This window comes from Kribbella sp. NPDC048915 (genome assembly GCF_040649595.1).
In the GTDB taxonomy this organism is placed as follows: Bacteria; Actinomycetota; Actinomycetes; order Propionibacteriales; family Kribbellaceae; genus Kribbella.
Window position 1 is genome coordinate 151,128 of sequence record NZ_JBEZFT010000005.1, and the last position, 20,820, is coordinate 171,947.

A 20,820-nucleotide genomic window follows, 5' to 3' on the forward strand; every position below is an offset into this window, starting at 1 on the left:
GGTGTCCGCGCCCCGAATCCAGGGACGACGGCGGCAGTTCCTGACTTCCCTGGTCGGGTCACAGTGGCGGGACCGTCCCGGATTCACACCGGGTTCCTGCTGATGCCGTCGAGTTGACGCGCCGACTCTAGCGGTGCGCGGCGTAGTGGTTGGCCAGCAGGTCGGTACCCCAGTCGTTGCGGATGTCCCGCCACACCGAGTGGATGTGGTTGGCGTTGTCCTGCGTGTTGTCGTACTCGGCGAGGAACGTGGGCCCGGCGATCGAGTAGTAGTGCCGGTTGCCGACGCCCGGCTGGGTCTCGCCCGCCCACGCGAACGTCAAGCGCTCGATGCCTTGCTCGGTGATGTCGTTCCACGTCTGCAGACCGATCGGGCCGGCGGCGCGTCCGACGTACTGTCCGATCAGCAGGCTCAAAATCTGGCGCTGTGCCTCGGTCATGTCGCCGTAGGCGAGGCCGCGGTGGAGGAGCGACGGGTCGGCAACCGGGTCGTGGCGGGTCAGGATGTCGTCGGGCGCCTCCGGTGAGACCAGCGCCACCTCCAGCTGTCCCGGCTCAAGCGCGTGCAGCAACTCGAAGCCCAGGTCCTGCTCCGCGGCGAGGAAGCGTCGTCCGGTCTCCGGCCCGCTCAGCACCTGGGCCGGGTTCGACCCGATGAACTGCGGTGTGAACGCGACCGCGCCGGCCACCACCGTCACGTGCAGCGCGAGGTGATGCCCGTTCAACCGCCACGCCCACGGTTCCGGTCCGGCCGGATCGCCGAGCACCCGGAGGAAGTACCGGCCGCCGAGCACCGAGCCCTCCCAGTCACCGGACTCCGGCAGCGCCGGGATGCCGCGCAGGATCACCTCCGCGTCCAGCACCGCCCACGCGTCGGCCGCGCCGCGTTGGCTGCAGCCGAGCTCGACGATCCGCTGCGCGAGCTGCTGCTGCGCGGGCGTCAGCTCGGCCAGCGGCAGTCCGGGGCGGTCTCCCGGCAGGTACGTCCACGCCTGGTGGTCCGGCGTACCGAACGGAGCCTTGACCTTCTCGAGCTGCTCGGGCGACAAACTCGCCAGCAGGTCGAGGACGGCGTCCTGCGTCTGGGCTACAACCATGCTGAGCGCTCCCGCGGGGTCGGTTGGTAGGGCGTCCACTGCTCGAACGGCCGATCCAGCTTGTACCGGAAGTCCGGCTGCCGCAGCAGGACGCGTGTTTCGCCGTTCCCCGGGTTGCGCAGCGACTCGAAGAAGCGGACAGACCAATGGAACCACCGCATGCAGAACAACCGCATCGTCAGTCCATGGGAGACCAGCAGCACGTTGCGCGGCGCCTCCGGGTTCGAGAAGTCGCGGTGCATCGTCTCCAGGAACGTCGACACCCGGTCGTACACGTCCGACCCCGACTCGCCGTGCGTGAACCGGTAGAAGAAGTGCCCGTAGGAGTTCCGGAGTTGCTCCTGCCGCTCGATGTCCTCGGTGTCCTGCAGGTTGGCCCAGTCCTGTTCGCGCAGCCGCGGCTCCTCCCGCGCCGTCTCGATCAGGTCGTCCAGCCCGAGCGAGTCCAGCGTCTGCCGGGTCCGCAGGTACGGCGACACGTACACGCGGACCGGCTGGTTGTCGAACAGCTCGCGCAGCCCACGTCCCGCCTTGGCGGCCTGCTCGTGCCCGTGCGGGGTCAACGGGACGGCGTGGTCCGGGGTGCGCTCGTAGACGGTCTTGTCCAGGTTGGCCTCGGACTCACCGTGCCGGATCAGTGCGATCCGCAACGGCCGGTGGCTCAGGTCCATCGCTTCCCCTTCCCGAGTGCGACGACCGCTCCGAGGACCGCCGCCGCCAGGCCTACTCGGCGGGCGAGGCCGGCCGTACGCCGAACGTCGGCGACCGTCGGCGCCGGACCGTCGCCCAGTGTGCCGCGGTCCTCCTGGTAGCTGCCGTAGCTGTTCGTACCGCCGAGGGTCAGCTCGAGTGCACCGGCGAACGCGGCTTCGACCGGACCGGCGTTCGGGCTCGGGTGCTTCGCGGCATCGCGCCGCCAGACCCGGACGGTCTCCTGGAACCGGCCGCTCGTGACCGCGGCGAGGACCGCGCATGCCCGGGCCGGTAGCAGGTTGGCGACGTCGTCCAGCCGCGCCGACGCCCACCCGAAGCGGCGGTACTTCGGCGACTTGTAGCCGACCATCGCGTCGAGGGTGTTCGCCGCGCGGTAGCCGAGCAGACCGGGCACACCGAGGACGCCGCCCCACAGCAGCGGCGCGACGCAGGCGTCCGACGTGTTCTCGGCGACCGACTCGACCGTGGCGCGGGCCAGCTCGTCGGCCTCGAGGTCGCTGGCGTCGCGTGCGCACAGGTGGCTGAGCCGGGCGCGCGCACCGTCGATGTCCTTGTCCTCCAGGAGCTCGGCCATCGCCTCGGCCTCGCGGTCGAGGCTCCGGGCGCCGAGCACGGTCCAGGTCGCCGCGGCGGTGACGGCGGTGTGCAGGATCGGGTGGTTGCGCGTCAGCCGTTCGGCCGCGATGCCCAGGAGGGTCGGTGCGCCGACGAGGACTGCGGCGTAGGCGGCCCCGGCCGGGCGCGTATCGGCGTACAGCTGCTGCTCGACCTTGGCCGCCGTACGGCCGAAGCCGGCGACCGGGTGGAAGCGGCGGGGATCGCCGATCAGGCGGTCGGCCGCGAAGCCGAGGAGGATGCCGATTGCCCGGGACACCCTCGGCAGTCTGCCAGGTCCGGCGCTGTGATTGGGTGAGCGGCATGGGAATCGCGCAACTGCTCGAGCAGGTGGACGGGAGCGGGGACTTCGGGGTCTGGCTGGGCCGGTTGGACGGCACGCCGGTGTTCGTGCACGAGGCGGAGCGGCCGCACTACGCGGCGAGCACGATGAAGCTGCCGGTCGCGATGGCGATGATGCACAAGGTCGACGCCGGTGACCTGTCGCTGTTCGAGCCGATCGCCGTGCACAACGACTTCGAGTCCGCGGCCGGCGGCCGGTTCGGCGTCAACCCGGACGAGGACGAGGCGCCCAAGACCTGGGAACGGCTCGGCAAGAAGGTGCCCCTGAACTGGCTGGCCACCGAGATGATCACGCTGTCCAGCAATCTCGCAACCAACCTGGTCCTCGAGCAGGTCGGGATCGCCGCCGCGCACGAACTGCTGGTCGCGGCCACGCTGCCCAGCTCGCCAGAACCGCAGTCCAGGATCCAGCGCGGAATCGACGACGGGCCGGCCGCCCGGGCCGGGATCAGCAACCTGATGAGTCCGGCCGGTCTGGCCGGTGTGCTGGTTGCGGTCGGCAACCAGCAGGGCGAATCCGGCACGTACCTGCGCGAGCTGCTGGCCGGCAACCAGTGGAACGGCGAGATCCCCGCGTTGCTGCCGACGGGCACCCGCGTCGAGCACAAGAACGGCTGGGACACCCGGATCCGGCACGACGGTGGCATCGTCCGCCCCCCGGACGCGGACCCGTTCGTCCTGGCGGTGTGTACGACGTCCGACCTGCCGGACACCGACGCGCAGCAGCTGATCGCCTCGATCGCGCTCGAGGCCTGGAACCACCGGCACGACCTGGAGGCCGTGCGGTGAAGATCACGACGCATCTGGTGTCGGCGCCGCTGCACACCCCGTTCGTCACCGCGCTACGGACCGCGACCCATGTCGAGTCGCTGCTGGTCGAGATCAGCGACGGTTCGCACAGCGGCTGGGGCGAGGCGCCGCAGGTCTGGAAGGTGACGGGCGACTCGCTCGCCGGGTCCCAGGCCTTCATCGAAGGTCCTTTGAGCGCCGCGTTGGACGGGCTGAGCCCGGACGACCTCACCGAGGCGCTGCGGCGCGTACAGGGTGCGGCGGTCGGCAACTTCGGGGCCAAGGACGCCGTCGACGTCGCGCTGCACGACCTGGCGGCGCGGCGGCACGGTCAGACGCTGCACGGGTTCCTCGGGTCGACGACAGACGTGGTCCGCACCGACGTGACGCTGTCCGTCGGCGATGCGGACGCGCTGGCCGAGGCCGGCGCGGCCCGGGTCGCAGACGGATTCGACGTGCTCAAGATCAAGGTCGGCACCGATGCCGCCGGCGACATCGAACGCGTCCGCCGGGTCCGGTCCGCCATCGGCCCGGACCCGCGACTGCGGCTGGACGCCAACCAGGGCTGGACGCGCCGCGACGCCGTCACCGTGATCCGCGCGCTCGAGGACGCCGGCTGCGCGATCGAGCTCGTCGAGCAACCCGTCGCCGCGGCCGACCTGGACGGTATGGCCTGGGTGACCGACCGGGTCAGTACGCCGATCCTCGCCGACGAGTCCGTGTACGGCGTCCGCGACCTGGTCGACGTGATCCGCCGCGGCGCGGCCGACCTGGTGAACGTGAAGCTGGCCAAATGCGGCGGCCTGGCGCCGGCGCGGACCCTGCTCGAACTGGCCCGCGCGCACGGACTCGGCGCGATCGTCGGCTGCATGATGGAGAGCCACGTCGGCGTCGGCGCGGCGGCCGCATTGGTCTCGGCGTACCCGACGACGGCGGTCAACGATCTCGACGCGGCCTGGTGGTTGCGCGCGGCACCGGTCACCGGCGGAATCCGGTACGAGGGCTCCCAGATCCACCTGCCTTCTGCTCCTGGACTCGGCGTGACAGGCTTGAGCGCATGAAGTTAGCCGCTACCAAGGTCCCGATCAGCACGGTCTGGACCGCGCCGGATGCGCCCCGCGACATCGACGCCCCGGCCACCGCCGCCCGACCCGACGTCGCCGCCTGGGCGCAGTCGATGGACACCGAGACCCGGCTCGGCCTGCACGGCCGGACCCTGACCCAACTGCTGTTCGCCGAGCCCGTCCTGGTGCGCTCCGAACGCGACGGCTGGTCCGAGATCGTCGCGCCATGGCAGCCCTCGTCACAAGACGAGCTCGGGTACCCGGGCTGGATCCCGTCGAGCCACCTGGGCGAGCTGCCGCGGAGCGCCGAGAACCCGGTCGCGGTCGCCGTACCGACCGCCGCGCTGCTCGACGCGCCCGGTGGGCAGCCCGTCGCCACGCTGTCGTTCGGCACCGTTCTGGCCTCCGACGAGCGCTCGGACGGGCACACGCGAGTGGCGACGCCCGACGGCGGCAACGGCTGGCTGGCGGACGCCGTACTGCGGTCCGTCTCCGAGCCGTCGAGTCCGGGCGACCGGCTGCGGCTGGGCTCGCTCTTCCTGGGTCTCGAGTACCTGTGGGGCGGTACGTCGGCGCACGGGCTGGACTGCTCCGGCCTGATCCACACCGTCAGCCGGGTGCTCGGTCTGCGGACGCCGCGGGACGCGCACGACCAGGCCGACACGCTGCCGAACATCCCGATCGACGAGGCGCGGCCGGGCGACCTGTACTTCTTCGCCCGCGACCAGAAGCCGGTGCATCACGTGGGCTTCGTGTCCGCGGCCGGGATGCTGCATGCATCGGAGACCGGGAAGCGGCTCGAGAACGAGGCACTGACCGACGAACGGCGCGCGACCCTGGTCCGGGCCGCACGGTTCTGAGGTGTGCGGTTCTGAGATGTCGCTGGGCTGACGATCGCCCCGGGCCCGTCGTACCTATCGGCGGGCCTGGGGCGATCGTGCTGTCTGGGTCGTGCTGGGCGGGTCGTGCTGGGCGGGTCGTGCTGGGCGGGTCGTGCTGGGCGGGTCAGGAGTTGCGGTGCACCGGGGGTGCCGCGTCTTCGGTCTGCTCGTCGCGGACGGCGTCCTGAGGACGCTCCAGGCCGTCCTCGACCGCCTGCGCCGGCTCCTCCGCCTTCAGCGTGCGGGACTTGCGCAGGCTGAGGACCGTCGTGATGCCGAGCGTGATGATGATGAACCCGAGCGAGAACCAGATCGGGATCTCCGGCGCCCACTCGATGTGGTGACCGCCGTTGATGAACGGCAACTCGTTGACGTGCATCGCGTGCAGCACCAGCTTCACGCCGATGAACGCAAGCACCACGGACAGCCCGATCGACAGGTACACCAGGCGACGCAGCAGGTCGCCGAGCAGGAAGTACAGCTGCCGCAGACCCATCAGCGCGAACACGTTCGCGGTGAAGACCAGGAACGGCTCCTGGGTCAGGCCGTAGATCGCGGGGATCGAGTCGAGCGCGAACAGCAGGTCGGTGGTCCCGAGCGCGATGATCACGATCATCATCGGCGTGACGAAGCGCTTGCCGTTCTTCTTCACGGTCAGCTTGACGCCGTTGTACTCGTCGGTCGCGTTCAGCCGGCGCTTCGCGAACCGGATGACCGCGTTCTCCTTGAAGTCGTCGTCGTCGTTCTCGCCCTCCCGGGCCAGGTGGATCGCGGTGTACACCAGGAACGCGCCGAACAGGTAAAAGATCCACGAGAACTGGTTGATCGCGGCGGCGCCGACGGCGATGAAGACGCCGCGGAACACCAGCGCGAGGATGATGCCGATCAGCAGGGCGGTTTGCTGGTACTTCCTCGGGACGCCGAACCTGGCCATGATGATCAAGAAGATGAACAGGTTGTCGACGCTCAGGCTGTACTCGGTGAGCCAGCCGGCGAAGAACTCCCCGGCGTACTGCCCGCCGGAGAACACCCACACGCCGAGGCCGAAGATCACCGCCAGGCCGACGTAGAACGCGATCGCGGTCGCCGATTCCTTCGTCGTTGGCTCGTGCGGCCGGCGGCCGATGATGAAGACGTCGAACGCCAGCAAAGCCAGCAGCACCCCGACGGTGATGTACCAGACATAGTCAGCAACGTGCACAGAGTCCTCCGGAGGTCAGACGAAAAATGACTCCGAAGGTCTCTTCCGCGTCACGCTGCGGGATGCCCGCCGTACTGCGTGTGACGCCGGAGGCACCGGGTCGGGGACGAACCTTGACCGTGATGACGATGCCGCCGCGAAAGGAATACTCCCCTTCTCCGGATCCATTGTGGCGGCTGCGCACCCAAGACACCAAATCCCACCCGCCGCGTCCCGCATGTCGGCATCGTCACACTATGCCCAGGGAATAGTTGCACTCCGTAATCTATTGGCGTCCGATGATTGCTGCTTCGGTCGGCTGTCAGCCTGTTGTGGTGGGGGCGGTCGCGCTTGGGAAGTTTGGCGACGATGGTGTCGTAGGAGGCGTCGACGAGCTCCAGAATCTCGTCGTCCGGCATCGCCCCCTGGAGCCGCACCGTGTTCCAGCCGGCCCGACCGATGTACGCCATCTTGCTGACGTCGTCGGGATACGTCTCGACGAGCTCGTCGGCCTCTTCCCGATTGGCACCGCACTTCAGCCCCACCGCGTCGCTGCCGAGAAACGCGAAGATCTTCGCCCCCACCTTGGCCACCACGTCCCCGTCCCAAGGCTCGTCCTGCCAAGCCCCCGGCTTGCCCAGGCAGTACTCGAGCAAATCGTCCGCACTCAACCGCGCCATACCGACGACCCTAATCCCACCCCGGGCAACCCACCCCCATCTCACCCAGTGTCTCCCACCCGCCGTGCTTTCCCGCGACCTGCCGTGGTCCGGGTGTCGGCGCGGTCGGGCGAATTACGCTGCTCGGCATGGGTTCTGTGATGGTGGCTGCTGTTCAGGCCGGGTCCGTCCTGTTCGACACGCCGGCGACGTTGGAGAAGGCAGAGCGCTTGATCCGGGAGGCGGCCTCGAGTGGGGCGCGGCTGGTGGTGCTTCCGGAGGCGTTCCTCGGGGGCTATCCGAAGGGCTTCGACTTCGGCATCACCGTCGGCTCGCGCTCACCCGAGGGCCGCGAACTCTTCCGCCGCTACCGAGCCGCCGCCGTCGAACTGAACGGACCAGAGATCGCGCGTCTGGCCACACTCGCCGCCGAACTCGACGTACACCTGGTCGCAGGCGTCATCGAACGCGACGGTGGCACCCTGTATTGCACTGCCGTCTTCCTCGACCCCCTCGACGGACTGATCGCACGCCACCGCAAGCTCATGCCGACCGCCGCCGAGCGGTACCTCTGGGGTCAAGGTGACGGCTCCACGATGCCCGCCGTACGAACGAACTTCGGGGTCTTGGGCGCCGCGATCTGCTGGGAGAACTACATGCCCCTCTTCCGCCAGACGATGTACGCCAAGGGCGTTCAGCTCTGGTGCGCTCCCACCGTCGACGACCGCGACCAGTGGCAGTCCACCATGCGCCACATCGCCCTCGAAGGCCGCTGCTTCGTCATCAGCGCCAACCAGTACTTCACGACAGCCGACGCAGCCGACGCAGCCGGCGACCCGGAGACGAGCGGCGGGAAGGTGTTGATCAACGGCGGGAGCACGATCATCTCGCCCCTAGGTGAAATCCTCGCCGGACCTCTGCGCGGAACCGAGGGCATCCTGCTCGCGGAACTCGACCTTGACGACCTGGACCGCGGCTACTTCGACTTCGACTCCGTCGGCCACTACGCCCGCCCCGACATCTTCACACTCACGGTCGACGAGTCTCCCCGCCAGACCGTCACCCGCCACCCCTGACACACGACCGCCGGGCGCCAGTTCCGCCCGCGAACGCCGCCACGCTCACCGGCCTGTGCACGCGGGAGCGGACCTGCGTCACTCACCAAGCGGGCCGTCCACGCCGGCTCCACGCTCAGCCGACCCGGCCAACCGGCGCAATCGGGCAGTTACTGAGTGATGGACGTCCGGCCTGTGCAGTGCAGGAGCTCAGGACACGCCAGCCCGCCGACGTGGCGCAGGAAGGTCAGGGCGCGCGCCGCCGCGGCCGCGGCGGTGACCTTGCACACGCGGCGGTGACCTTGCGCAGACAACGGTGACTTCGCACACGCGGCGGTGACCTTGCACCGGCGGGGGTGACCTTGCACAGGGCATTGCCTGTGGAAGGTCACCTCGGCCTGGTGCAGGTCGACCGTGTCTGTGGAAGGTGACCAGGTGGTGTGGAGGGGCGACCCGCGGTGTGAAAGGTGACCTTGCACGGACAGCGGTGACCTTGCACACGCGGCGGTGACCTTGCACACGCGGCGGTGACCTTGCACACGCGGCGGTGACCTTGCGCAGACAACGGTGACTTCGCACCCGCGCCGGTGAGCTTGCACAGGCGGGGTTGACCCTGCACAGGGCATTGCCTGTGGAAGGTCACCTCGGCCTGGTGCAGGTCGACCGCGCCGGTGGAAGGTGACCAGGTGGTGTGGAGGGGCGACCCGCGGTGTGAAAGGTGACCTTGCACGGACAACGATGACCTTGCACACGCGGCGGTGACCTTGCGCAGACAACGGTGACTTCGCACCCGCGGCGGTGACCTTGCGCAGGCGGGGGTGACCTTGCACAGGGCATTGCCTGTGGGAGGTCGCCTTGGTTTGGGGGAGGTCGACCGTGTCTGTGGAAGGTGACCTGGTGGTGTGGGGGCGCGAACAGCCGGGTGGATGGGGCTACTTGGCGCCGGCGTTGGTCATTTGGCGGAGTTCCTTCTTGAGTTCGGAGATTTCGTCTCGGTAGCGGGCGGCGACTTCGAACTGGAGTTCGGCGGCAGCGTTGTGCATCTGGTCGGTGAGCTGCTGGATCAGGTCGGCGAGGTCGGAGGACGGGAGGCCGCCGGCCAGTTCCTTCGCCTTCTCGCCGGCCTTCTTGCCGCCACCGGGGACCGGGGCCTTGCCACGGGACTGGGTGCGGCCGGAGCCGAGCAGCTCGGCGGTGTCCGCGTCCTCGCGGGCCAGCATGTCGGTGATGTCGGCGATCCGCTTGCGCAGCGGCTGCGGGTCGACGCCGTGCTCGGTGTTGTACGCGATCTGCTTCGCGCGGCGCCGGTTGGTCTCGTCGATGGCCTGCTCCATCGACGGCGTGATCTTGTCGGCGTACATGAACACCTGACCGGACACGTTACGCGCGGCACGGCCGATGGTCTGGATCAGCGACCGTCCGGACCGCAGGAAGCCTTCCTTGTCGGCGTCCAGGATCGCGACCAGCGACACCTCCGGCAGGTCGAGGCCCTCGCGGAGCAGGTTGATGCCGACGAGGACATCGTACTCCCCCATCCGCAGCTCGCGCAGCAGCTCGACCCGGCGGAGCGTGTCGACCTCGCTGTGCAGATACCTGGTCCGGATACCCATCTCGAGCAGATAGTCGGTGAGGTCCTCGGACATCTTCTTGGTCAGGGTGGTGACCAGGACCCGCTCGTCGCGCTCGACCCGGAGCCGGATCTCGTGGATCAGGTCGTCGATCTGGCCCTTGGTCGGCTTCACGATCACCTCGGGGTCGACCAGACCGGTCGGCCGGATGATCTGCTCGACGAACCCGTCGGACTTGTCCTGCTCGTACTGTCCCGGGGTCGCGGACAGGTAGACGGTCTGCCCGATCCGCTCCAGGAACTCCTCCCAGCGCAGCGGCCGGTTGTCCATCGCCGACGGCAGCCGGAAGCCGTGCTCGACCAGGGTCCGCTTGCGGGACATGTCGCCCTCGTACATCCCGCCGATCTGCGGGACGGTCACGTGCGACTCGTCGATGACCAGCAGGAAGTCCTCGGGGAAGTAGTCCAGCAGACAGTGCGGCGCGGAGCCGGGCTCGCGACCGTCGGTGTGCCGCGAGTAGTTCTCGATACCGGAGCAGGTGCCGATCTGGCGCATCATCTCGATGTCGTACGTCGTGCGCATCCGCAACCGTTGCGCCTCGAGCAACTGCCCGTTGCGCTCCAGCTCGGCCAGCCGCTCCTCGAGCTCGGCCTCGATCGAGGCGATCGCCCGCTCCATCTTCTCCGGCGCGGTCACGTAGTGCGTGGCGGCGCCGATGTAGACCTCGTCCTCCTCGCTCAGCACCTCGCCGGTGATCGGGTGCAGCGTCATCACGCGCTCGATCTCGTCACCGAAGAACTCCACCCGGACGGCGAGTTCCTGGTAGACCGGGAACACCTCGAGCGTGTCGCCGCGGACCCGGAACGTACCGCGGGTGCCGGCCAGGTCGTTGCGCGCGTACTGCACGCCGACGAGCTTGCGGAGCAGCCCGTCGCGGTCCATCTCGGTGCCGACCTTCACGTGGATCATGCGGTTCAGGTACTCGTCGGCGGAGCCCAGTCCGTAGATGCAGGACACGGTCGCGACCACGATCACGTCCCGGCGGGTCAGCAGCGACCAGGTCGCGGAGTGCCGCAGCCGCTCGACCTCCTCGTTGATCGAGGAGTCCTTCTCGATGTAGGTGTCGGTCTGCGGGACATACGCCTCGGGCTGGTAGTAGTCGTAGTACGAGACGAAGTACTCGACGGCGTTGTCCGGGAAGAAGTGGCGCAACTCGTTCGCGAACTGGGCGGCGAGGGTCTTGTTCGGCTGCAGGATCAGCATCGGGCGCTGCACCCGCTCGGCCAGCCAGGCGATGGTGGCGGTCTTACCGGTACCGGTGGCACCGAGCAGGACGACGTCCTGCTCGCCGGCGTTGATGCGCCGCTCCAGATCGTCGATCGCCTCGGGCTGGTCACCCGCCGGCTCGAAATCCGACACCACCTTCAGCGGGGCGACCATCCGCTGGAGTTCAGACACCTGTCTCATGCCCTCCACCGTACGACCGCCCGCCGACAGTTTCTAAAAACCGCAGGTCAGGGCCGGGATCAGGCCCTGGCCGCACCCTCGGCAGCGCGGCTCAGAAGCTCTTGATCAGGGTGTTGTTCATGTACACGAGCTCGTTCACCCGGCGCGCGTACACCCGGGTCTCGAGGCCCGCGTCGCTGGCGGTGACCCGGTCGAACTTGTCCTGGTACGCGGTGACGAAGCCCTGGAACGGGATCTTCTTGCCGTTCTTCGCGACCCACATCCCGGTGTACGTGACCGCGTAGCACGCCTTGATGTTCGGGTTGTTCGGCTTGCACTCGGTGCCCTTGCTGATCCGGACCCCCTCCATGCCGTTGGACTCGACGTCGACCAGGTGCTCGGCGAACCCCTTCGCGTCGAACAGCTCGGTCTGCCGGACCCAGTAGTACCCGTCGATCAGGCCGCGCGCGCTGAACTGCTGCAGGATGTAGTTCTTTCCGGACTTGGACTTGTCCCAGTCCGGCAGCCAGCCCTTGGACGGCGTGAACCAGATCCCCCAGCCGACCTCGACGCCGACGTCGTTCGGGCCCTTGGAGTCGTCCGGGGTGGGCGTCGGCGACGGGGTGTACATCGTCCGGCCGATCCCGGAGGACGGCTCCGCAACCGGCGGCTGCTCGTCGTCGCCGCCGTTCACCAGCAGCACGACGCCGAACGCGACCAGCAGCACCGCCACGATCGCGCCGGACATGATGATCCACGGCGTCTTGCTCTGCTTCGCCGGACGGGTCGGCCGCGCGGGCCCGGGACCCCAGCCGCCCGGAGCAGGGGCCGGCGGCGGGCCGGGCGGCGGTCCGTACTGCTGACTCATGGTTGTTCCTCGCGGTAGTTCTGCGGATCCGGCACGGGCTGCGGATCCGTCACAGGCTGTCGATCACGGACTTCTTCATCGTCGCGGCGTCCGCCTCCGCCTTCACGGCGAAGTCGGCCCGGGTCCGGAAGTCCAGCGCCGTGACCACGTTGTCCTTGCGCCGGTACACCTCGACGGAACCCTTCACCTGGACGTCCTCGCCGCCCATCTTGACGGTGGAGGTGTAGTCGATCGCGACGCACTCCACCAAGACGTCCTTCGGGCACGGCAGGTTCCGTACGTTGCCCAGCTGCGCGACGTCGTGCTCGGTCTCACCTTCGACGATGCCGAGCAGGTACGCATTCGCGGTCACGTTCTGCTTCTGCCGGACCCAGAAGAACGCGCGCGCGTTCTCGGCGTCGTTCGGCGGGTACGTCGCGACCTGCTTGCCGGCCGTCTCCTTGGTGACCACGACCCACCCCGGGACCGGGACGAGCGAGACGCCGAAGCCGACCGGAAGGGCGTTCGCCGGGGGCTGGTACGACGACTGCGTGCCCGTCGGCGTGGTGGGCGGCGGAGTCGGCGACGGCTCCTGGCCGGCCTTGTCGGCACCCCCTGACAGCGCGACGAGCACGACCGCGACCAGCGCGACCACGAGCAGGCCGGCACCGATTGGGATCAGCAGCGGCGGCACCGAGAACCGCTTCTTCGGCGGCGGCGGACGGCGCAAGGACGGCGGACCGACCTTGTCGCCCCACGCCGACGACGAGTGCGTCGCCGGACCAGCACCAGGTCCAGCACCGGCTCCGGGACCGGAGTGCTCCCCCGGTCCCGGACCCGCTCCGGGCGCCCCGGCGTCGCCCCACGGCGACGGCGGGGGCGGCACCGGGAGGTCCCACGGCGACGGCGGGAGCTGCTGCTCCTGCTCGTCGGGCACCTCCGGCGCCGGCTCGTTCACCCAAGGGTTGCCGGAACCCTTGTCACGCTTCCCGCTCACTGACTCTTGACCACCGACCGCAGCATGGCCGTCGAGTCGGTGTCGATCGAGGACAGCTTGTCCTTGCGGCCGTACACGCGAATGATCGTGATCACGCCGTCGTTGCGCTCGACCACGCCGACGAATCCGATCACCGGCAGGCTGCCGCTCTGGGTGCTCGCGACGCCCTGGAAGGTCTGTGTGGTGACGACCTTGATCGGGGTGTTGTCGTTGGCCCCCGGCCGGGCGGCCTTCGGGGCGTTCTTCTGCACCGACGACAGTGACTTGGTCTCCGCGGCGAGCAGCTTCGGCAGGATGCTCCCGGTGTTCTCGCCGGCGCCCGCCTTCCAGGCGTTCACCATGAAGTACGCCTCGCCCTGCTTGAGCAGGTACACGCCGCTGAAGCCGTCGACGCTCTTGCGGATGTAACCCGGCGCCGGCTTGACGTAGACGCCTTCGGCGACCGCGATGCCCTCGTCGCCGTTCGACGGCTCCTTGGTCGGTTCCTTCGTCGGCTCGCTGGTCGGCTCGCCCGTCGGCTCGGTGGTGGGCTCGTTCGTCGGCTCCGTGGTGGGCTCGTTGGTCGGCTCCGACGTGGTCGGTGTCGGGTCGGGCCCGGCCGTCTCGTCGCCGCCGTTGAAGATGAGCGCCAGCACTACACCGATGACGGCCACCAGCGCGAACGCACCACCGGCGATCAGCAGCGTCTTGTTGCCACCGCCACCCTTCCGCGGCGGCTGGCTGTGCTGGTACCCCGGCTGACCGCCGCCGTACTGCGGCTGGCCCGGGTACCCCTGCTGCGGCGGACCGCCGTACTGCTGGCCCGGATAGCCCTGCGGCGGCTGCTGGTACGGCGCCTGACCCGGCTGCTGACCCGGCTGACCCGGCTGCTGACCGGGGTAGCCCTGCTGAGGCGGCTGCTGGTACGGCGCCTGCTGGCCGTACCCCGGCTGCTGACCGGGCTGACCGGGCTGACCGGGCTGACCGGGCTGCTGTCCGTACCCGGGCTGCTGACCCGGCTGACCCGGCTGACCCGGCTGACCCGGCTGGCCACCCCAGGGCTGCTGTCCGCCGCCGTAGGGCGGCTGCTGGTTGCTCATGCCTGCGTCTCCCCAGTCGTCGCTTCGTGCCCACTGGCGCCGATCGGTGCTGCGACTCCACGCGCGGACTTCGGTACGGACCGCACCGACGTACCGCAGGCCGAACAGAAGTCCGAGTGCGGCAGCAGCGGCATCTCACAGCGCGAGCAGAACGCCAGGTCGCCCGACGCGTGGTTCGATCCGCCGCGGGCGGCCGACTCCAGCGCCGCCTCGAGCAGACCCTTGTGCAGCACGGTGCGGACCCGGATGATCAGCGCGCCGAGCAGCACCAGGCCCCAGAGCACGCCGAGGACGGCGCCGATCGTCGAGCCCTGACCGCCGACGAAACCGAGCAGGTAGACACCGCCGTGGAACAGCGCGTTCACCACCATCGCCTGCAGCAGCGCGGCCGCCCAGCGCGGCGTGAACCCGTCGTACCCCTCGCCGAGGCCGGAGAACTCCGCACCGGCCAGACCGGTCGCCGAACCGTACACGAGCGGCTTGATGAAGCCGTGTAGCAGCACGATCGAGATCCAGGTACCGGCGCTGCTGCCCGGGCCGGCGAAACCGCCGCTGATCCAGCCCCAGTGCAGCACCAGGGTCTCGAAGCAGGCGTACCCGACACCGGCGACCACACCGAAGGTGAAGCCGTCCATGAGGTCGTCGTACCGTGGCCGCGAGGCGAGGTAGAGCGGGCCGATCTGACGGATCAGCTCCGACACCACCGGCACCAGCAGCAGGAGGATCAGCAGGTCGCGCAGCGACGGCCCGGCGCTGTTGGCGCCGATCGTGTCCAGCGTGAGCCCGATCTGGTCCTTCCACAGCCAGGTGAAGACGGCCGCCAGGACACCGGTCAGCACGAAGGCCGCGGCGACCACCGGGATCGGCTCGTCCTCCCAGAGGTTCACGTCGTACAGGTAGATGATGTAGACGATCGGGATGGCGAAAGCCGCGATCATGATCGCCACCGGCAGCGCGCCGAGCGCGGCCGTGACCACGGTCAGCAGCAGAGCGATGCCGAGCGCCACCTTGTAGGTGTACGGCTGCTTGCCGGATCCCTGCGGCATGATCGTCGAGACCAATTTGAACGACGCCACCGGCTCATCCGGCCTGGCGGCGTACGCCTTCTTGCGCTCGGCATCCCCGGTTCGCACGTCGTTGCCACAGTGGTGGCAGAAGTGCGACACCTCGGGGACGTCAGAGCTGCAGCGCGGACAAACCACGCCATCCTCCCTACCTCGGACGTCCGGACCGGCGCGGGGCGCGCCCGTCGGTGGCCGGCCCCGAACCTACCCGGGCCGAACCGGGACAGATTCTTGTACAGCCGGTCCCGGAAGCATCATTTCCCGCGCAGGGGTCACCTTTTCGTGTCCGGACCGTGCCCTTCCTGGCGCTCACGACCGGGTGCGCCGGGCTGGACATCACCGTGCGCGGGCCCGCTGCTCGAGCTCGGACCACACCTCGTCCACGCGGCGATCCAGGTCCGCGAGCGTACCGGCGTTGCCGACGACAACGTCCGCGACCGCCAGCCGGTCGTCCCGCGACGCCTGGCTGGCGATCCGCCGTTTCGCTTCCTCGTCAGGCATGCCGCGCTGGGTGGTGAGCCGCTCCACCTGCACCTCAACCGGTACGTCGACTACGAGCACGACGTCGAACCCGCCCGCCTGACCGGTCTCGACCAGCAGCGGGATGTCGTGCACCACGATCGCGTCCGCCGCCGCAGCGGCCTCGATCTCGGCGGCTCGGGCCCGGACCCGCGGGTGGATGATCGACTCCAGCTTCCGCCGGGCCGCCTCGTCGCCGAACACGATCTTCCCGAGCGCCGGGCGGTCCAGCTCGCCGTCGGCGGTCAGTACGTCGGATCCGAACGCCGCGACGACTTCCGCGAGACCCTCGGTCCCCCGAGCGACCACTTCGCGGGCGAGGACGTCGGAGTCGATCACGACGGCGCCGCGCGCGGCCAGCCGCGACGACACCGCGCTCTTGCCGGCCCCGATTCCACCGGTCAGTCCCACTCTCAGCACCGGAGCAGCCTACCGAGTGGCTCGGACAGGCCGGTGAGCCCACTGGATCGGACAATGAGAGGCAGGCGACAAAGGGAGCACTGCGTGGAGATCCGGTTGCTGGGCCCGGTCGACGTGAGCAGGGACGGCGCGCCCGTCTCCGGGCTGAGTGGTCGCCTTCGCAGCCTGCTGGCCGTGCTCGCGCTGGCCGCGCCGGATCCCGTCCCGGTGGAGACCATCGGCCGCCGGATCTGGGGTGACGATCCGCCGGACAACCTCCGGCCGAGTGTGCAGTCGCTGGTGTTCCGCCTCCGCCGGCTGCTCGGCCCGGACGCGGCCGTCGACTACATCAGCAGCAGTTACGCCTTGCGGATCGCCCCCGATCGGGTGGACGTCCTCCGGTTCCGGCAGCTCATCGACACCGCCACGAACCTTGACGACCCCACCGCCCAGCGGGACCGGCTCAGTAGTGCGCTCGCCCTCTGGCGCGGTGAGCCGTTCGGCGGCGTGGACTCCGAGTGGCTCGAGCACTTCCAAGCACCCGCGCTGGTCGAGACGTACCTTTCCGCGGTGGAACGCCGGACCGACTTGGACCTGGCCGCGGGTCGGTACGACGATGCGCTGCCGGAGCTACGTGCACTCGCAGCGGCCCACCCGCTCCGGGAGTCGCTGTGGCTGCGCCTGCTGACGGTACTGAACAGGTGCGGCCGCCCGGCGGAGGCCCTGACGCTCTACGAGCAGCTGCGGGCTCGGCTGGCCGACGGGCTGGGAGCCGACCCGGATGCGCAGCTGCGTGCACTGCACGCCGAGTTACTCAGGGCGACCCAGCCGCAGCCCGCGGCACCCGCCCAGCCCGGCGTCGTCCCTCGGCAGCTCCCTCCAGCTCCGGCCCGGTTCACCGGACGCGCGGCCACGCTGAAGGAGCTCGACCGGCTCAGTACGGCGTCCCAGTCCGGCACACCGACGATCATCGCGTTGCACGGACCAGGCGGCGTCGGCAAGACGGCCGTGGCCCTCTACTGGGCGCAACGGAGGGCGGACCGCTTCCCCGGCGGCCAGCTGTACCTGAACCTGCAAGGCTACGGGCCGGACAGGCCGTTGGTGCCCGACACCGCGCTGGACCTGCTGCTGCGCGGCCTCGGTGTGTCCGGCGCGCAGATCCCCCAGGGTCGGCAGGCGCGAACTGCTCTGTTCCGCAGCCTCCTCGCCTGCCGCGAGGTGCTGATCGTGCTCGACAACGCCCGCGACGCCGAGCAGGTACGTCCACTGATGCCGGGGGCGGGCGGCCTGGTGCTGGTCACGAGTCGCAGCCAGCTCCGGTCGCTCGCCGCCCGGGAAGGCGCGCAGCGGGTGCCGGTCGAGCCCTTCAGCCTCGACGACGCGACGGCGTACCTCTCCCATTCACTCAGCGGGCGGCAGGACACCATCGCGTTGACCGAGCTGACGCGGCTGTGCGGTCAGCTGCCGCTCGCGCTGGCCATCGCCGCGGAGCGTCTCACCCGGGAGCCGGCAGCCGACGTACGCGCGCTGTCGGTCGAGCTGGCACGCCACCCGGACAGGCTCGCGTTGCTGGACGTCGGCGAGGACGAGGACGGAGCGCTGCGCGCTGTCTTCAGCTGGTCGTACGACGTCCTCGACGCGCAACCGGCCCGCGCGTTCCGGCTGCTCGGACTGCATGCCGGGCCGGACGTGAGCCAGGAGGCCGTCGGAGCACTGCTCGCGGCACCACCGAGTCAAGCCGGCCACGCGCTCGGACAGCTAGTGGGTGCGCATCTGCTCGAGCAGCCCGGGCAGCGGTACCAGCTGCACGATCTGCTGGCCGAGTACGCCGCCCGGCTCGTCCAGGAGGTGGAGGACGACACTGAACGCGCTGCGGCCCGGACGCGCCTGCTGGACTGGTACGCGCACACAGCGCTCGCGGGCAAGGTGGCCCTGGAGAAGTCGCAGCCACTGCTCGATTTCGGAGAACCGGCCGCCGGCGTGGAGCCACTGTCGTTCCCCAGTGCGCGGGAGGCGGTCGACTGGTTCGGTGCGGAGCGACAGGCCCTGGTGGCCGCGATGCGGTCCGCTGTGGCACACGGGCACGACAGGGCGGCGTACCGGCTCGGACATGCGCTCTGGCCGTACTTCATGTACGTGCGCGCCCTCGATGAGCTGTTCGAGATCCAGTGCCTCGCGCTGGACGCGGCGCGCCGTACCGGGCACGACGGCGCCGAGGCAGTGACGACCCACGCCGTCGGGCGCGCGTACCTGTTCCGGCACGACCTCGACCGGGCCTGCAAACACCTGGACGAGGCCCTGCGGATGTTCGAGTTGCTCGGCGACGACCGCGGCCGCGGCTCGGCGCTGACGGACCTGGGCCGCCTGCACCGGCGCTGGGGCGACATCGAGGCGGCCGTCCGCCACCACCGGGCGGCCATCGAGGTGCTGGGCCGCCTGGACGACACGGTCGAGATCGCTCGGAACCACTCGAACCTTGCCGATGCGTACCTGCTGGCCGAGCGCTACCCCGAAGCCGTCGAGGCGGCCCGCGCAGCGCTCTCGCTGATCCGGGTCACCGGTGAGCGGCGGGCGGAGGCGTTCGACCTCAACACGCTCGCCGTCGCGCTGGCGGGGTGCGGCGACCACGACGCGGCGACCAGGATCGCCGGTGAAGCACTGGAACTCAGCCGGGACCTGGACGACCGCTGGTCGGAGGTCTGCGCCCTGACCAACCTCGGCCAGGCATTGCAGGCCCGCGGCGACGTCGCGACCGCCCGCACGCGCTGGCGACAGGCGCTCGACATCCTCGAGCAGACCGGAATGCCGGGCTCGGAGCGCGTCAACCCAGGGACGCTGCAGAGGCTGCTCACAGACTGAGGACAAGCGAGGCCCCCGCACCCTGAACTGGGTGCGGGGGCCTCGGAGTACTACCGGATGGCTACCGGGTCAGGGTGATCAGCCCTGGCCGGTCAGCTTCTCGCGGAGCGCCTGCAGGGCCTCGTCGGAAGCGAGCGCACCCTCGACGGGCGCGTCGTCCTTCGGGGCAGCGGCCGAGGAGTACGACGACGCCTCGCCGGCCTCGACGTCCGCGGAGCGGGACTCCTCGATCTGCTTCTTGTGGGCCTCCCAGCGCGCGTGGGCCTCGGCGTACTGCCGCTCCCACTCCTCACGCTGCTTCTCGAAGCCCTCGAGCCACTCGCCCGTCTCCGGGTCGAAGCCCTCCGGGTAGATGTAGTTGCCCTGGTCGTCGTACGTCGCCGTCATGCCGTAGAGCGTCGGGTCGAAGTCGTCCGAGACCGGGTCGACACCCTCGTTGGCCTGCTTGAGCGACAGCGAGATCCGGCGCCGCTCCAGATCGATGTCGATGATCTTGACCAGGACGTCGTCGTTGACCTGGACGACCTGCTCCGGGATCTCGACGTGCCGCTCGGCCAGCTCGGAGATGTGCACCAGACCCTCGATGCCCTCCTCCACGCGGACGAACGCACCGAACGGAACCAGCTTGGTGACCTTGCCGGGCACGATCTGGCCCATCTGGTGGGTCCGGGCGAACTGCTGCCACGGGTCTTCCTGGGTCGCCTTCAGCGACAGCGAGACGCGCTCGCGGTCCATGTCGACGTCCAGCACCTCGACGGTGACCTCCTGGCCGACCTCGACGACCTCGGTCGGGTGGTCGATGTGCTTCCAGGACAGCTCCGACACGTGCACCAGACCGTCGACGCCGCCGAGGTCCACGAACGCACCGAAGTTGACGATCGAGGAGACGACACCCTTGCGGATCTGGCCCTTCTGCAGCTGGGTGAGGAAGTTCATCCGCACCTCGGACTGCGTCTGCTCCAGCCACGCCCGGCGGGACAGGACCACGTTGTTGCGGTTCTTGTCCAGCTCGATGATCTTGGCCTCGATCTCCTGGCCGACGTACGGCTGGAGGTCGCGGACCCGGCGCATCTCGACGAGCGACGCGGGCAGGAAGCCGCGCAGGCCGATGTCCAGGATGAGACCACCCTTGACGACCTCGATGACGGTACCGGTGACGACGCCGTCCTCTTCCTTGATCTTCTCGATCGTGCCCCAGGCCTTCTCGTACTGGGCACGCTTCTTCGAGAGGATCAGGCGGCCTTCCTTGTCCTCCTTCTGGAGAACCAGGGCCTCGACGTGATCGCCGACGTTGACGACCTCGTTCGGGTCGACGTCGTGCTTGATCGACAGCTCGCGGGAGGGAATCACGCCTTCGGTCTTGTAACCGATGTCGAGCAGGACCTCGTCCCGGTCGACCTTGACGATGGTGCCCTCGACGATGTCGCCGTCGTTGAAGTACTTGATGGTCTGATCGATCGCCGCGAGGAAGTCTTCCTCCGACCCGATGTCATTGACCGCTACCTGCGGGGTGTTGCGCACTGCGGGGTCGAGGGGAGCCTCGATGCTGGCCGTCATGTGGTGGGTTGCTCCGTGGACTGGTGGTGTCGTGCCGTGGCGCCGATGGTCCCTTGGATCGCACCAAACCGCGGGGATTGCCTGACGACG

Annotated in this window: 17 protein-coding genes and 1 riboswitch; of the genes, 5 read left to right on the top strand and 12 right to left on the bottom strand. The window is 69.4% G+C overall.

From position 1 onward, the window contains the following. Window positions 1–13: 13 nt before the first annotated feature. A riboswitch (cobalamin riboswitch) is annotated at window positions 14–139 on the bottom strand. The 3 genes from AB0B82_RS04955 to AB0B82_RS04965 form a co-directional block, all read right to left on the bottom strand. Beyond that, the gene (locus tag AB0B82_RS04955) at window positions 128–1,096 is read right to left on the bottom strand and encodes a DUF3500 domain-containing protein (protein ID WP_360162586.1); all 969 of its coding nucleotides are present in this window, start codon (window positions 1,094–1,096) and stop codon (window positions 128–130) included. It overlaps the preceding riboswitch by 12 nt. Beyond that, a complete protein-coding gene (locus AB0B82_RS04960) occupies window positions 1,087–1,767 on the bottom strand; it encodes a phosphoglycerate mutase family protein (protein WP_360162588.1) in 681 nt (226 codons plus the stop codon). Before AB0B82_RS04960 ends, AB0B82_RS04955 begins: the two co-directional genes overlap by 10 nt. After that, window positions 1,758–2,684 carry a cobalamin biosynthesis protein gene (locus tag AB0B82_RS04965; RefSeq protein ID WP_360162590.1) on the bottom strand — a complete coding sequence of 309 codons (927 nt, stop codon included), beginning with the start codon at window positions 2,682–2,684 and terminating at the stop codon, window positions 1,758–1,760. The genes AB0B82_RS04960 and AB0B82_RS04965 overlap by 10 nt, the downstream gene beginning before the upstream one ends. 44 nt (window positions 2,685–2,728) lie before the next feature. Here AB0B82_RS04965 and AB0B82_RS04970 point away from each other — a divergent pair, with 44 nt between their 5' ends. The 3 genes from AB0B82_RS04970 to AB0B82_RS04980 are packed head-to-tail and all read left to right on the top strand — an operon-like array spanning window position 2,729 to window position 5,480. Further along, a complete protein-coding gene (locus AB0B82_RS04970; protein WP_360162592.1) occupies window positions 2,729–3,556 on the top strand; it encodes a serine hydrolase in 828 nt (275 codons plus the stop codon). Next, on the top strand, window positions 3,553–4,617 hold the full coding sequence (locus AB0B82_RS04975; protein WP_360162594.1) for a dipeptide epimerase: 1,065 nt from the start codon (window positions 3,553–3,555) through the stop codon (window positions 4,615–4,617). The genes AB0B82_RS04970 and AB0B82_RS04975 overlap by 4 nt, the downstream gene beginning before the upstream one ends. Continuing rightward, complete coding sequence (locus AB0B82_RS04980) at window positions 4,614–5,480, top strand: NlpC/P60 family protein (RefSeq protein ID WP_360162596.1); 867 nt, start codon at window positions 4,614–4,616, stop codon at window positions 5,478–5,480. Before AB0B82_RS04975 ends, AB0B82_RS04980 begins: the two co-directional genes overlap by 4 nt. 145 nt (window positions 5,481–5,625) lie before the next feature. Here AB0B82_RS04980 and AB0B82_RS04985 read toward each other — a convergent pair whose 3' ends face one another. Both AB0B82_RS04985 and AB0B82_RS04990 read right to left on the bottom strand, forming a co-directional pair. After that, window positions 5,626–6,702, bottom strand: coding sequence for a TerC family protein (locus tag AB0B82_RS04985; RefSeq protein WP_360162598.1), 1,077 nt, complete (start codon window positions 6,700–6,702; stop codon window positions 5,626–5,628). 50 nt (window positions 6,703–6,752) lie between these two features. Beyond that, window positions 6,753–7,361 (bottom strand): MmcQ/YjbR family DNA-binding protein, encoded by a 609-nt coding sequence (locus AB0B82_RS04990; RefSeq protein WP_360162600.1) that lies wholly within the window; start codon window positions 7,359–7,361, stop codon window positions 6,753–6,755. A 128-nt stretch (window positions 7,362–7,489) separates the two neighbouring features. On the opposite strand from AB0B82_RS04990, the gene AB0B82_RS04995 reads away from it, so the two are divergent. After that, entirely contained in the window at window positions 7,490–8,416 is a 927-nt protein-coding gene (locus tag AB0B82_RS04995; RefSeq protein ID WP_360162602.1) for a nitrilase-related carbon-nitrogen hydrolase, read from the top strand. 911 nt (window positions 8,417–9,327) lie between these two features. On the opposite strand, the gene uvrB is transcribed toward AB0B82_RS04995, so the two are convergent. The 6 genes from uvrB to coaE all read right to left on the bottom strand — a co-directional run bounded on the left by uvrB (window position 9,328) and on the right by coaE (window position 16,335). Next, window positions 9,328–11,430 (bottom strand): excinuclease ABC subunit UvrB, encoded by a 2,103-nt coding sequence (uvrB, locus tag AB0B82_RS05000; RefSeq protein ID WP_360162604.1) that lies wholly within the window; start codon window positions 11,428–11,430, stop codon window positions 9,328–9,330. A 91-nt stretch (window positions 11,431–11,521) separates the two neighbouring features. Beyond that, on the bottom strand, window positions 11,522–12,277 hold the full coding sequence (locus AB0B82_RS05005; RefSeq protein WP_360162606.1) for a hypothetical protein: 756 nt from the start codon (window positions 12,275–12,277) through the stop codon (window positions 11,522–11,524). A 49-nt stretch (window positions 12,278–12,326) separates the two neighbouring features. Further along, window positions 12,327–13,253 (bottom strand): hypothetical protein, encoded by a 927-nt coding sequence (locus tag AB0B82_RS05010; protein ID WP_360162608.1) that lies wholly within the window; start codon window positions 13,251–13,253, stop codon window positions 12,327–12,329. Next, window positions 13,250–14,332 (bottom strand): PT domain-containing protein, encoded by a 1,083-nt coding sequence (locus AB0B82_RS05015; RefSeq protein WP_360162610.1) that lies wholly within the window; start codon window positions 14,330–14,332, stop codon window positions 13,250–13,252. Before AB0B82_RS05015 ends, AB0B82_RS05010 begins: the two co-directional genes overlap by 4 nt. Beyond that, window positions 14,329–15,465 carry a zinc ribbon domain-containing protein gene (locus tag AB0B82_RS05020; protein WP_360162612.1) on the bottom strand — a complete coding sequence of 379 codons (1,137 nt, stop codon included), beginning with the start codon at window positions 15,463–15,465 and terminating at the stop codon, window positions 14,329–14,331. The genes AB0B82_RS05015 and AB0B82_RS05020 overlap by 4 nt, the downstream gene beginning before the upstream one ends. A 267-nt stretch (window positions 15,466–15,732) precedes the next feature. Then, window positions 15,733–16,335, bottom strand: coding sequence for a dephospho-CoA kinase (gene coaE / locus AB0B82_RS05025; protein WP_360162614.1), 603 nt, complete (start codon window positions 16,333–16,335; stop codon window positions 15,733–15,735). An 84-nt stretch (window positions 16,336–16,419) separates the two neighbouring features. On the opposite strand from coaE, the gene AB0B82_RS05030 reads away from it, so the two are divergent. Continuing rightward, entirely contained in the window at window positions 16,420–19,173 is a 2,754-nt protein-coding gene (locus AB0B82_RS05030) for a BTAD domain-containing putative transcriptional regulator (RefSeq protein WP_360162616.1), read from the top strand. A gap of 78 nt (window positions 19,174–19,251) precedes the next feature. Here the strand turns inward: AB0B82_RS05030 and rpsA are convergent, their stop codons facing one another. After that, window positions 19,252–20,730: a 30S ribosomal protein S1 gene (gene rpsA / locus AB0B82_RS05035; RefSeq protein WP_360162618.1), complete on the bottom strand. Its 1,479-nt coding sequence runs from the start codon at window positions 20,728–20,730 to the stop codon at window positions 19,252–19,254. Window positions 20,731–20,820 lie beyond the last annotated feature (90 nt).